Here is a 12,208-nt window from a genome sequence, read left to right as displayed (position 1 = left end):
AAAATTTGGCGATAAACGGTGAAAAAAAATCGCCGACGCATATAGCGCAAAAAAGGCCGACGGTTAAAAAACCGCCAGCCTCCACCCAATTGGCTTGGGTGAGTAAGCTACATAATAGCTTACTTGATCTCTACTGTAGCACCAGCTTCAACCAGTTCTTTCTTCAGAGCTTCAGCTTCTTCTTTAGAAACGCCTTCTTTAACTGCTACTGGAGCAGCTTCAGACATTGCTTTAGCTTCTTTCAGGCCTAAACCAGTTGCGCCACGGATGGCTTTAATAACAGCAACTTTGTTGTCGCCGTGAGCAGTTAACATAACAGTGAATTCTGTTTGTTCTTCAGCAGCAGCACCTGCATCAGCAGCACCGCCAGCAACTACTGCAGCAGCAGCAGAAACGCCGAACTTCTCTTCCATAGCTTCGATCAGTTCAACAACTTCCATTACAGACATAGCTGCAAAGGCTTCTAAGATTTGGTCTTTAGTGATAGACATAACAAATGTTTCCTATTGTTCTGAATTCAATTTTATTAAGCAGCCAGCTTAAAATTAAGCGGCTTCTTGTTTTTGATCGCGCAGGGCGGCCAGAGTACGAACGAACTTGCCAGCAGATGCTTCTTTCATAGTCATCATTAACTGTGCTAGTGCTTCTTCGTATGTTGGCAGTTTCGCCAAACGATCAATGTCAGCTGCAGGGATGAAATTCCCTTCAAAGGCTGCGCCTTTAACTTCGAAGTTAGCTTGCTCTTTAGCAAAGTCTTTTAACAGACGAGCTGCAGCACCTGGGTGCTCGTTAGAGAAAGCAATCAAAGTTGGGCCAGTGAACGTTTCTGCTAGGCACTCAAATGCAGTACCTTCAACAGCACGACGAGCTAGAGTGTTACGTACTACACGTACATAAACACCAGCTTCACGAGCTTTTTTACGCAGACCGGTCATAGCACCTACAGTTACACCGCGTGAATCAGCGGCTACTGCAGATAGCGCACCTTTGGCAGCTTCGTTGACTTCAGCAACAATCGCTTTTTTGTCTTCGAGTCTTAATGCCATTGGCTTTACTCCTGGATTCCACCTAGGGTATTCCCCTAGTATTTACCATACTAAATACTTATGTATTTAGTGACTTACGGTGCAGATTATCCAGTAAAAAAATTTAGCTGGGGCCTGACACCGTCTACGCAGGAAATTAAGTAAACCAATAAGGAAAACACCTGCGGTCTTGGACGGAAGCCCGTTTCACAATGCGTTACGCATCAAAAAACAGGCTTCAACCCACAAAGTGCGCGCATTATAGACTAATGCGCGCACTTTGTAAAATTAGTTAGCTGTATCGAGAGTCGCTTGGTCGATAGCTACACCTGCACCCATAGTGGTAGAGATGCTAACTTTCTTCACGTATACACCTTTAGCAACTGCAGGCTTAGCCTTTTTCAGTGCAGAGATTAACGCTTCCAAGTTTTCTTTCAATTGAACTGGTGTGAAATCCACTTTACCGATAGTAGTGTGGATAATACCGTTCTTGTCGTTACGGTAACGAACTTGACCAGCTTTAGCGTTCTTAACGGCTTCAGCAACGTTTGGCGTTACTGTGCCAGTTTTTGGGTTAGGCATTAAACCACGTGGGCCTAAGATTTGACCTAACATACCAACAACGCGCATTGCATCTGGAGATGCGATAACTACGTCGAAGTTCATTTCACCGGCTTTGATTTGCTCAGCCAGATCATCCATACCAACGAGTTCTGCACCAGCAGCTTTTGCAGCTTCAGCATTTGCACCTTGTGTAAATACTGCAACGCGAACTTCACGACCAGTACCGTGTGGTAATACAGTAGCACCACGAACGTTTTGGTCTGATTTACGTGGGTCGATACCCAGGTTAACAGCAACGTCAACACTTTCAACGAACTTAGCAGTTGCTAATTCTTTTAACAGAGCAACAGCGTCGTTGATTTCGTATAACTTAGTACCGTCAACTTTCTCGCGGATTACGCGCATGCGTTTAGTTAGTTTTGCCATTATATTAACCCTCTACAACCAAACCCATTGAACGCGCAGTACCTTCGATTGAGCGAGTCATCGCTTCAACATCAGCACCAGTCATATCGGCCGCTTTCAATTCAGCAATTTCTTGAATCTTAGCACGAGCGATAGTACCTACTTTCTGAGTGTTTGGACGTGGAGAACCTGATTTCAGGCCTGCAGCAGTCTTCAGTAAGTAAGAAGCTGGCGGAGTCTTAGTTTCGAAAGTGAATGAACGGTCACTGTATACAGTGATCACGACTGGAATAGGCATGCCTTTTTCCATTTTTTCTGTACGGGCGTTGAACGCTTTACAGAATTCCATGATGTTCACACCTTTCTGACCCAGAGCTGGACCAACTGGTGGTGAAGGGTTCGCAGAACCTGATTTCACTTGTAGCTTAATATAAGCATCAATCTTTTTTGCCATCTGACATTTCCTCAGTTTGGGTTCAAACGCGCATCAGCGACATGCCGACGTGCTCCCCCGAAAACAACGGGGGCGGATTATATAGAAATCCGCACCCGTTGCCAAACGGATTTTTGTATTTAATTTAATCAGCCTTTTTCGACCTGATTAAAATCGAGCTCAACCGGTGTAGAACGACCAAAGATCATTACTGACACTTTTACGCGGCTCTTGTCATAATCCACTTCTTCAACGGTACCGTTAAAGTCAGCAAATGGACCATCACAAACACGCACCACTTCGCCCGGCTCGAAAATAACACGGTGAGTCGGTGAAGCTGTGGTTTCTTGTAAGCGACGCAGAATTGCATCCGCTTCTCTATCTGAAATTGGGGCAGGACGATCAGAAGTTCCGCCAATAAAGCCTAAAACACGCGGGATGCTTTTGACTAAATGCCAGCTGTCATCGTTCATTTCCATCTGGACTAACACATAGCCAGGGAAAAACTTACGCTCGCTCTTACGACGCTGGCCTGCACGCATTTCGATGACTTCTTCAGTCGGAACTAATACTTCGCCGAAGTACTGTTCCATGCCGTGCATTTTAATGTATTCAATCAGTGACTTACAAACTCGGCCTTCATAGCCTGAGAATGCCTGCACTACATACCATCTTTTTTTAGCTTCTTTAGCTTCAGTCATTCGAGGTGCCTATACGCCAGTGATGAAATTGACAATGTGCATTAACACTGCATCTAAACCCCATAAAACAAGGGCTAAAATACCTGTTGCAGCAAGGACAATAAAAGTGGTGTTAAGCGCTTCTTGACGTGTTGGCCATACGACCTTGCGCACTTCAATTTGCGACTCACGAGCGAACGCTAAGGCTTTCTTACCCTTTTCTGTTTGCAGGGCAATAAAACCAGCAATAGCGAATGCAACGATAACAGCCAGTGCACGGATCACGGCACTTGTCTCGCTATACATCTGATTGCCAATAACAGCAGCGGCCAGCAATAGGATCGCTAAACCCCACTTCACGATATCCAGAGAGTTAGTCTGGTTTTCAGTATTTGTTGTCATCGGTTATTCCGTTACTCAATACGGCCTGAGCTTGAGCACAATAATTAGGGACATACGACCCAGTTACAATACGCTTTAGATACTCTGCATTCCGAATACCCTTAGAAACGCATCATGTTGCATAAGCTCAGGGTCAAAAATCGGCCATAGATTGTATTCTTATTCGACTTTGTTAGCAAGGATGCACAGCCGTTGCAACCCACAAAACCTAGTAAATAATCGACTTAAACAAAAAAGGAAGCCGAAGCTTCCTTTTTCAGTACTATAGCAAGTTCGCGATTAAGCGAAAATCTTAGCTACAACACCAGCGCCTACTGTACGGCCACCTTCACGGATTGCGAAGCGTAAACCTTCGTCCATCGCGATTGGGCAGATCAGAGTCACTTTCATCTTGATGTTGTCGCCTGGCATTACCATCTCTACGCCTTCTGGCAGTTCGATAGTGCCTGTCACGTCAGTTGTACGGAAGTAGAACTGTGGACGGTAGCCTTTGAAGAATGGAGTGTGACGACCACCTTCTTCTTTTGACAGAACGTATACTTCTGATTCAAAAGTAGTGTGTGGGTTGATTGAACCTGGCTTAGATAATACTTGACCACGTTCTACGTCATCACGCTTAGTACCACGTAACAGGATACCACAGTTCTCACCTGCACGACCTTCGTCAAGCAGCTTACGGAACATTTCAACACCAGTACAGGTTGTCTTAGTGGTTGCACGGATACCAACGATTTCTACTTCGTCACCAACACGTACGATACCACGCTCAACACGACCTGTTACTACTGTACCACGGCCAGAGATTGAGAATACGTCTTCGATTGGCATCAGGAATGGCTTATCGATATCACGCTCTGGTTCTGGAATGTAAGAATCCAGTGCCGCCGCTAATTCGATGATCTTAGCTTCCCACTCTGGCTCGCCTTCAAGGGCTTTCAGAGCAGAACCTTGGATAACTGGTAAGTCATCACCTGGGAAGTCGTATTCTGATAACAGTTCACGTACTTCCATTTCAACTAATTCTAACAGCTCAGCATCGTCAACCATGTCACATTTGTTCATGAATACGATGATGAATGGTACGCCTACTTGGCGAGACAGCAGGATGTGCTCACGAGTTTGTGGCATTGGGCCGTCAGTAGAAGCTACTACCAGGATCGCGCCGTCCATCTGTGCAGCACCAGTGATCATGTTTTTAACATAGTCAGCGTGGCCTGGGCAGTCTACGTGTGCGTAGTGGCGAGTTGGCGTATCGTATTCGATGTGAGAGGTATTGATGGTAATACCGCGCTCACGCTCTTCTGGAGCGTTATCGATTTGAGAGAAGTCTTTAGCTTCACCACCGTAGGTCTTAGCCAGTACGTGAGAGATAGCTGCAGTCAGAGTGGTTTTACCATGGTCAACGTGACCGATGGTGCCCACGTTAACATGGGGCTTATTACGTTCAAATTTAGCTTTTGCCATGGTATTGCCTCAATCCAAGAGTCTTGGTGATGAAAACATACATATAGAAAAAATCCGATGCATATAAATGACATCGAACCGATTATTTAGGTATAGGAGCTTAATTTAGAAAGGCTGGTGCTGATAGGCAGATTCGAACTGCCGACCTCACCCTTACCAAGGGTGTGCTCTACCAACTGAGCCATATCAGCAACTAAATTTGGAGCGGGCAGCGGGAATCGAACCCGCGTTATCAGCTTGGAAGGCTGGAGTAATACCATTATACGATGCCCGCGCAACCTAACTAAGGCTACCTAACTACCTAGAAAATGGTGGAGGGAGAAGGATTCGAACCTTCGAAGGCGGAGCCGTCAGATTTACAGTCTGATCCCTTTGGCCACTCGGGAACCCCTCCAGTAAAATGGTGCCGGCACCAAGAGTCGAACTCGGGACCTACTGATTACAAGTCAGTTGCTCTACCAACTGAGCTATGCCGGCAAATCATTTCGGAACGGGATATTAGGTAAATGTGTGCCCAAGTGCAAGCAAAAATCGACGATTTGTTTAAAAAAAGCAATCAAATGATGCTTTTTTACACTTAAACCTAGGCTGTCGTGCAATTATTCTGCGAATACTCAAGCGTGACCAATAAATGGGGCATCGAGAATAGATTTTATATTGTCGATACTTAAGTCATGGTGTACTGTGCGATCCCTAAGCCGAGGAAAGCCTATGACGTCAAAAAATCCAATTCAAAAAGCACTCTATCTTGCCTTTGAGCGCGCGCAATGGTCTGTTTTACGGGACGCAGTGCCGATGACACTGAGTGAACAAGACTTGGAAAATTTGCGCGGTATTAATGAGAAGGTCTCCCTCTCAGAAGTTACCGACATTTACTTGCCACTCAGCAGGTTACTCAATCTCATCGTAAAATCGAAGCAACAACGTGGCTTAGTCTTGGATGAGTTTCTCGGCCAAAAACCCTCAAGTAGCCCTTATATCATTAGTATCGCCGGCAGCGTTGCCGTAGGTAAAAGTACCACAGCGCGTATTTTGCAAGCCTTGCTGCGCCACTGGCCTGAGCATCCTAAGGTCGATTTAGTCACTACTGATGGTTTTTTATATCCTTTGGCTGACCTAAAGCGCAAGGGTTTACTGCAGCGTAAAGGCTTTCCCGAAAGCTACGACATGAAGATGTTGGTAGAATTTATTTCGGCGGTAAAATCGGGGCAGGCCCATGTGAATGCGCCTATCTACTCCCACGTGACTTACGATCGTATCCGCGGCCAGCATCAAACGGTCTCTCAGCCCGATATTTTGATCCTAGAAGGACTCAATGTACTGCAAACCGGCTTAGATTCACCAGTAGATATACGCCGCCCCTTCGTCTCCGACTTTGTCGACTTCTCCATTTACGTCGATGCCGAAGAGCACTTATTAAAGCAGTGGTATCAGGAGCGCTTTTTGCAGTTCCGCAAAGGTGCCTTCAGTGATGAAAAGTCGTATTTTCATCACTATGCCAGCCTAACAGATGATGAGGCGAATGCCATTGCAGCGAAGATTTGGGACACGATCAACGGCCCCAATTTGCAACTCAATATCCAGCCGACAAGAGAGCGGGCACATCTGATCCTGCAAAAAGGCCAGGATCACTTGATGTCCCACGTATTGTTACGCAAATAATCTATCTTGGTCTTAAACTGATTTCACCGCCGATGTATGCCTGTGTGCCATCGGCGGTTTCAAGTAGCACTGCGCCCTGTTCGTCGACACCGCGGCAAATACCCTCAACATGATTTTCACCCATGAGCAAACGGATCTCTTTGCCATAGAATAGATCAGCCGCTTGCCAACGCAGTTTGAATGCCGCCAGTCCTTCTCGCTCAAAGAGTTGAATGTCTTTCTTCAGCTGCTTTTGCAGCGCAATCACGAGGTCCGTTTTATTCGGCATAGTCGCTAACGCGGATAAATCGCTCCAAGGCTGGTCTATGCCTTTTCCTTGGTCTTCTGACATGGCCATATTAACGCCAATACCAATGATCAATTGGCACTCGCTGTCCGCCTGACCTGACATTTCAATTAAAATCCCAGCAAGCTTTTTATAATTCAGGTAAATGTCGTTTGGCCATTTCACGCCGATATTATCTACCCCAAAGGATTTCAATACCTCGACCAAACTACAAGCCACCACTAGGCTTAAGCCCATCGCCTGCGCCATCCCCTGGGGGAATGACCAAAACTGCGAGAAATATAAGTGATGCCCATATGGAGAAACCCAAGTACGGCCGCGACGACCTCGCCCTGCCGACTGGTACTCCGCGACACACAGGTCGCCACTCTTAAGCTCACCCGTATGACTTAACATAAATCCGTTAGTACTAGGGATCTCATCAAAATAAAAGCAGCGATTATCAATCGACTGAATTAACCGCGCTGAGTCGATGAGGGAGATGGGGTTCGCTAACTTGTAACCACGGCCTTTGACACTGTAAATTGCCACGCCGTAATCTTCCAAAGCATCCACATGCTTACTCACCGCCGCACGAGAAACACCCAGTTGTGTCGCCAATTCTTCACCCGAGACAAAATGTTCGCTCGACAGCAATCCCAGTATTTCGCGTTTTCTCACCCAGTTATCAGACATCGAGACTCGTCTCCCCTGTTAATCCCATAATTCTTGGCTCCGCTTCGAGCTTAACACCAAAAACCTCATTCACTCTCGTAATCACATGCAATGCTAATCGACAAATATCTTGGCCAGTCGCATGGCCTAAATTGACTAAGACTAAAGCTTGCTTCGCATGCACGCCTGCATTCCCGAGGGCAAAGCCCTTAAGACCCGCGTGCTCAATCAGCCAACCCGCAGCCAGTTTAACCTCTCCATTGGGTTGCGCATAACCGACGATACTCGGGAAACGCGCAGCAAGCTGCATATAAGTCGCTGCGCTTACGATAGGATTCTTAAAGAAACTGCCTGCATTACCTAGCACTTCTGGATTAGGTAGCTTTTCGCTCCTCACTTCACAGACCCGGTCAAAAATCTCCCTTGGGGTCACTGTCTCAGCAGTAAATGATTGCAACGGACCATAGGCCAATTTCGGTTGCCAAGCTTTAGGAAGGCGCAAACCAACGGCGGTAATCACAGCTTTGTCGCGTAAGCTGCCCTTAAATATCGACTCCCGATAGGCAAACTCACACTCATCGACTGTAAGTCTTAGCAAGTTACCAGACGCGAGGTCCAGATATTCGACCCAATCACAAATATCGCAAAGCTCAACGCCATAGGCGCCGATATTTTGGATCGGAGCCGCACCAACGGTGCCAGGGATCAGCGCTAAGTTCTCAAGTCCTGGCATATTCTGATTTAAGCTGAACTGAACCAACTCATGCCAGTTCTCACCCGCCTCAACAGCAAGGTAAAAGTGAGTGTCATCTTCCGAGCAGGAAATGCCCTTAGACAAAACTCGCACTACAGTGCCATTAAAATCATCGGTGAATACGATATTGCTGCCGCCACCGAGTACGAGCATAGGTCGCTTAGACTGATATAAGGATAAACAGGCCGATTGCAGCTCAGCCTTGGAATGGACTTCAATCAAGGATAAGCAGGATTGCTCCACGCCAAAAGTATTAAACGGCTTTAGCGAATATGGAAAAGACATGATGATGTTCTGCCGCGACAAAAGCGACATTGTAAACGCTTCACCCTAGAATTGCAGCAAACTGAGGTCGATCGGTCAAAGCAGACAAATAAATGAAGCAAGATCTTGAAAAAGAGTAAAAATAACAGTGGAAGTGGCAGTTAAGAACGCTAAATGCAAAAAAGCCAGCTTATGCAGCTGGCTTTTTTGTTTCATTAGGCGCTTGGCAATGACCTACTCTCACATGGGGAGACCCCACACTACCATCGGCGCGATTGCGTTTCACTTCTGAGTTCGGGATGGGATCAGGTGGGACCACAATGCTATTGTCACCAAGCAAATTTGTTATTTACTACCTGTCTTATTGTCGCAGGCAGTAAATTAATTCGGAAAGCTGGTTTGAGTTGCACTTCTTAAGTGTTTGTATTCAAGCTAAGAACTGTACGACCTCCAGGGAAGGAGGAAGTACTGGAAAATGTCTGGAACATTTTCAGTAAAACCCATCTGGGTTGTATGGTTAAGCCTCTCGAGTCATTAGTATCAGTTAGCTCAACGCCTCACAACGCTTACACACCTGACCTATCAACGTCCTAGTCTCGAACGGCTCTTTAGTGGACTTAAAGTCCAAGGGATGACTCATCTTGGGGCTCGCTTCCCGCTTAGATGCTTTCAGCGGTTATCGATTCCGAACATAGCTACCGGGCAATGCCATTGGCATGACAACCCGAACACCAGCGGTTCGTTCACTCCGGTCCTCTCGTACTAGGAGCAACTCCCCTCAATCATCCAACGCCCACGGCAGATAGGGACCGAACTGTCTCACGACGTTCTGAACCCAGCTCGCGTACCACTTTAAATGGCGAACAGCCATACCCTTGGGACCGACTTCAGCCCCAGGATGTGATGAGCCGACATCGAGGTGCCAAACACCGCCGTCGATATGAACTCTTGGGCGGTATCAGCCTGTTATCCCCGGAGTACCTTTTATCCGTTGAGCGATGGCCCTTCCATTCAGAACCACCGGATCACTATGACCTACTTTCGTACCTGCTCGACGTGTCTGTCTCGCAGTTAAGCTGGCTTATGCCATTGCACTAACCGTACGATGTCCGACCGTACTTAGCCAACCTTCGTGCTCCTCCGTTACTCTTTGGGAGGAGACCGCCCCAGTCAAACTACCCACCAGGCACTGTCCTTAACCCCGATTAGGGGCCCAAGTTAGAACATCAACACTACAAGGGTGGTATTTCAAGGACGACTCCACGAGAACTAGCGTTCCCGCTTCAAAGTCTCCCACCTATCCTACACATGTAGGGTCAATGTTCAGTGCCAAGCTATAGTAAAGGTTCACGGGGTCTTTCCGTCTAGCCGCGGGTATACGGCATCTTCACCGCAATTTCAACTTCACTGAGTCTCGGCTGGAGACAGCGTGGCCATCATTACGCCATTCGTGCAGGTCGGAACTTACCCGACAAGGAATTTCGCTACCTTAGGACCGTTATAGTTACGGCCGCCGTTTACCGGGGCTTCGATCATGAGCTTCTCTTGCGATAACCCAATCAATTAACCTTCCGGCACCGGGCAGGCGTCACACCGTATACGTCATCTTGCGATTTTGCACAGTGCTGTGTTTTTGATAAACAGTTGCAGCCACCTGGTATCTGCGACTGCCGTCAGCTTAGGGAGCAAGTCCCATCACCAACAGCAGCGTACCTTCTCCCGAAGTTACGGTACCATTTTGCCTAGTTCCTTCAGCCGAGTTCTCTCAAGCGCCTTGGTATTCTCTACCCGACCACCTGTGTCGGTTTGGGGTACGATTCCCGCTAACCTGAAGCTTAGAAGATTTTCCTGGAAGCATGGCATCAACTACTTCATCCCCTTGGGGACTCGTCATCAGCTCTCAGTGTATAGTGACCCGGATTTGCCTAAGTCACCCACCTACCACCTTAAACGCGGACTACCAACGCCGCGCTAGCCTAGCCTTCTCCGTCTCTCCATCGCAGTTAGCGGAAGTACAGAAATATTAATCTGTTTCCCATCGACTACGCCTTTCGGCCTCGCCTTAGGGGTCGACTCACCCTGCCCCGATTAACGTTGGACAGGAACCCTTGGTCTTTCGGCGAGGGGGTTTTTCACCCCCTTTATCGTTACTCATGTCAGCATTTGCACTTCTGATACCTCCAGTGTGGGTTACCCCTTCACCTTCAACGGCTTACAGAACGCTCCTCTACCGCGCAACCCTAATGGATTGCACCCGTAGCTTCGGTGGTATGTTTAGCCCCGTTACATCTTCCGCGCAGGCCGACTCGACTAGTGAGCTATTACGCTTTCTTTAAATGATGGCTGCTTCTAAGCCAACATCCTAGCTGTCTAAGCCTTCCCACATCGTTTCCCACTTAACATACACTTTGGGACCTTAGCTGACGGTCTGGGTTGTTTCCCTTTTGACGACGGACGTTAGCACCCGCCGTCTGTCTCCCGGATAGCACTCTTTGGTATTCGGAGTTTGCAAAGGGTTGGTAAGTCGGGATGACCCCCTAGCCTTAACAGTGCTCTACCCCCAAAGGTGTTCGTCCGAGGCGCTACCTAAATAGCTTTCGAGGAGAACCAGATATCTCCCGGTTTGATTGGCCTTTCACCCCCAGCCACAAGTCATCCGCTAATTTTTCAACATTAGTCGGTTCGGTCCTCCAGTTGATGTTACTCAACCTTCAACCTGCCCATGGCTAGATCACCGGGTTTCGGGTCTACGCCTTGCAACTAAACGCGCAGTTAACACTCGGTTTCCCTACGGCTCCGCTATTCGCTTAACCTCGCTACAAAACGTAAGTCGCTGACCCATTATACAAAAGGTACGCAGTCACGGTCTCAAGAACCGCTCCCACTGCTTGTACGTATACGGTTTCAGGTTCTATTTCACTCCCCTCACAGGGGTTCTTTTCGCCTTTCCCTCACGGTACTGGTTCACTATCGGTCAGTCAGGAGTATTTAGCCTTGGAGGATGGTCCCCCCATATTCAAACAGGATATCACGTGTCCCGCCTTACTCGTTTTCATCAAAGGTTAGTTTTCGTGTACGGGGCTATCACCCTGTGCCGCTGGACTTTCCAGACCATTCCACTAACACCCCTCTGACTTAAGGGCTAATCCCCGTTCGCTCGCCGCTACTAGGGGAATCTCGGTTGATTTCTTTTCCTAAGGGTACTTAGATGTTTCAGTTCCCCTCGTTTGCCTCATGTAGCTATGTATTCACTACATGATGACCGCTTATGCGGCCGGGTTCCCCCATTCGGACATCGTTAGCTCAAATGCTTGTTACTAGCTCGCCAACGCTTTTCGCAAGTTACTACGTCCTTCATCGCCTCTGACTGCCAAGGCATCCACCGTATACGCTTAGTCGCTTAACCATACAACCCAAATGAGTTTCACATCACTTGCGTCGTTGCGACCAGCTGGTTTTACTTGTCTCATCTTCGACCAAGAAGATGGACTCGCCTTAGACTTGAATATTCAAGACACTTAAAAAGTGTTTTAAGAACTCAATTTTTTCGTATTAACACAACGACAGACATCATTGTATTAATTACTATCAGCTTTCCAAATTGTTAAAGAGCGG

Annotated in this window: 10 protein-coding genes, 4 tRNA genes and 2 rRNA genes; 1 reads left to right on the top strand and 15 read right to left on the bottom strand. The window is 47.5% G+C overall.

Translation table 11 applies throughout. The features are described from left to right. Positions 1-119 precede the first annotated feature (119 nt). From rplL to SHEWANA3_RS00990, 11 genes are all read right to left on the bottom strand, one after another. Complete coding sequence (gene rplL / locus SHEWANA3_RS01040) at positions 120-491, bottom strand: 50S ribosomal protein L7/L12 (protein WP_011624800.1); 372 nt, start codon at positions 489-491, stop codon at positions 120-122. Between the two features lie 54 nt (positions 492-545). Further along, complete coding sequence (rplJ, locus tag SHEWANA3_RS01035; protein WP_011070609.1) at positions 546-1,046, bottom strand: 50S ribosomal protein L10; 501 nt, start codon at positions 1,044-1,046, stop codon at positions 546-548. A 267-nt stretch (positions 1,047-1,313) separates the two neighbouring features. Beyond that, the gene (rplA, locus tag SHEWANA3_RS01030; protein ID WP_011715456.1) at positions 1,314-2,015 is read right to left on the bottom strand and encodes a 50S ribosomal protein L1; all 702 of its coding nucleotides are present in this window, start codon (positions 2,013-2,015) and stop codon (positions 1,314-1,316) included. Between the two features lie 4 nt (positions 2,016-2,019). Next, positions 2,020-2,448, bottom strand: coding sequence for a 50S ribosomal protein L11 (gene rplK, locus SHEWANA3_RS01025; protein ID WP_011621019.1), 429 nt, complete (start codon positions 2,446-2,448; stop codon positions 2,020-2,022). A 128-nt stretch (positions 2,449-2,576) separates the two neighbouring features. Beyond that, positions 2,577-3,128 carry a transcription termination/antitermination protein NusG gene (gene nusG / locus SHEWANA3_RS01020; RefSeq protein ID WP_011715455.1) on the bottom strand — a complete coding sequence of 184 codons (552 nt, stop codon included), beginning with the start codon at positions 3,126-3,128 and terminating at the stop codon, positions 2,577-2,579. 9 nt (positions 3,129-3,137) lie between these two features. Then, complete coding sequence (gene secE / locus SHEWANA3_RS01015; RefSeq protein WP_011621018.1) at positions 3,138-3,509, bottom strand: preprotein translocase subunit SecE; 372 nt, start codon at positions 3,507-3,509, stop codon at positions 3,138-3,140. A 279-nt stretch (positions 3,510-3,788) separates the two neighbouring features. Then, positions 3,789-4,973 carry an elongation factor Tu gene (tuf, locus tag SHEWANA3_RS01010; RefSeq protein ID WP_011715454.1) on the bottom strand — a complete coding sequence of 395 codons (1,185 nt, stop codon included), beginning with the start codon at positions 4,971-4,973 and terminating at the stop codon, positions 3,789-3,791. Between the two features lie 115 nt (positions 4,974-5,088). Further along, positions 5,089-5,164: transfer RNA gene (locus tag SHEWANA3_RS01005), tRNA-Thr, on the bottom strand. Between the two features lie 9 nt (positions 5,165-5,173). Beyond that, positions 5,174-5,247: transfer RNA gene (locus SHEWANA3_RS01000), tRNA-Gly, on the bottom strand. A gap of 35 nt (positions 5,248-5,282) precedes the next feature. After that, positions 5,283-5,367 (bottom strand) — tRNA-Tyr (locus SHEWANA3_RS00995). A 7-nt stretch (positions 5,368-5,374) separates the two neighbouring features. Next, a tRNA-Thr gene (locus SHEWANA3_RS00990) sits at positions 5,375-5,450 on the bottom strand. Between the two features lie 234 nt (positions 5,451-5,684). Here SHEWANA3_RS00990 and coaA point away from each other — a divergent pair. Next, positions 5,685-6,635 (top strand): type I pantothenate kinase, encoded by a 951-nt coding sequence (gene coaA / locus SHEWANA3_RS00985; RefSeq protein ID WP_011715453.1) that lies wholly within the window; start codon positions 5,685-5,687, stop codon positions 6,633-6,635. A 1-nt stretch (position 6,636) separates the two neighbouring features. On the opposite strand, the gene birA is transcribed toward coaA, so the two are convergent. From birA to SHEWANA3_RS00965, 4 genes are all read right to left on the bottom strand, one after another. Further along, entirely contained in the window at positions 6,637-7,596 is a 960-nt protein-coding gene (birA, locus tag SHEWANA3_RS00980; RefSeq protein ID WP_011715452.1) for a bifunctional biotin--[acetyl-CoA-carboxylase] ligase/biotin operon repressor BirA, read from the bottom strand. Further along, entirely contained in the window at positions 7,589-8,614 is a 1,026-nt protein-coding gene (murB, locus tag SHEWANA3_RS00975; RefSeq protein WP_041412897.1) for a UDP-N-acetylmuramate dehydrogenase, read from the bottom strand. The genes birA and murB overlap by 8 nt, the downstream gene beginning before the upstream one ends. A gap of 200 nt (positions 8,615-8,814) precedes the next feature. Then, positions 8,815-8,930, bottom strand: a 5S ribosomal RNA gene (gene rrf / locus SHEWANA3_RS00970). 176 nt (positions 8,931-9,106) lie between these two features. Continuing rightward, positions 9,107-11,999 (bottom strand): 23S ribosomal RNA (locus tag SHEWANA3_RS00965). Positions 12,000-12,208: the final 209 nt, after the last annotated feature.

The organism is Shewanella sp. ANA-3 (assembly GCF_000203935.1).
Taxonomy (GTDB): Bacteria; Pseudomonadota; Gammaproteobacteria; order Enterobacterales; family Shewanellaceae; genus Shewanella.
Note: the sequence above shows the minus strand (reverse complement) of the source record. Positions and strands in the feature narration are given on the sequence as shown.

Excerpts from the sequence above, each read along its gene's own strand:
- rplJ (WP_011070609.1), bottom strand. The coding sequence starts at position 1,046 with ATGGCATTAAGACTCGAAGACAAAAAAGCGATTGTTGCTGAAGTCAAC.
- rplK (WP_011621019.1), bottom strand. The coding sequence starts at position 2,448 with ATGGCAAAAAAGATTGATGCTTATATTAAGCTACAAGTGAAATCAGGT.
- rplL (WP_011624800.1), bottom strand. The coding sequence starts at position 491 with ATGTCTATCACTAAAGACCAAATCTTAGAAGCCTTTGCAGCTATGTCT.
- birA (WP_011715452.1), bottom strand. The coding sequence starts at position 7,596 with ATGTCTGATAACTGGGTGAGAAAACGCGAAATACTGGGATTGCTGTCG.
- coaA (WP_011715453.1), top strand. The coding sequence starts at position 5,685 with ATGACGTCAAAAAATCCAATTCAAAAAGCACTCTATCTTGCCTTTGAG.
- secE (WP_011621018.1), bottom strand. The coding sequence starts at position 3,509 with ATGACAACAAATACTGAAAACCAGACTAACTCTCTGGATATCGTGAAG.
- tuf (WP_011715454.1), bottom strand. The coding sequence starts at position 4,973 with ATGGCAAAAGCTAAATTTGAACGTAATAAGCCCCATGTTAACGTGGGC.
- nusG (WP_011715455.1), bottom strand. The coding sequence starts at position 3,128 with ATGACTGAAGCTAAAGAAGCTAAAAAAAGATGGTATGTAGTGCAGGCA.
- murB (WP_041412897.1), bottom strand. The coding sequence starts at position 8,614 with ATGTCTTTTCCATATTCGCTAAAGCCGTTTAATACTTTTGGCGTGGAG.
- rplA (WP_011715456.1), bottom strand. The coding sequence starts at position 2,015 with ATGGCAAAACTAACTAAACGCATGCGCGTAATCCGCGAGAAAGTTGAC.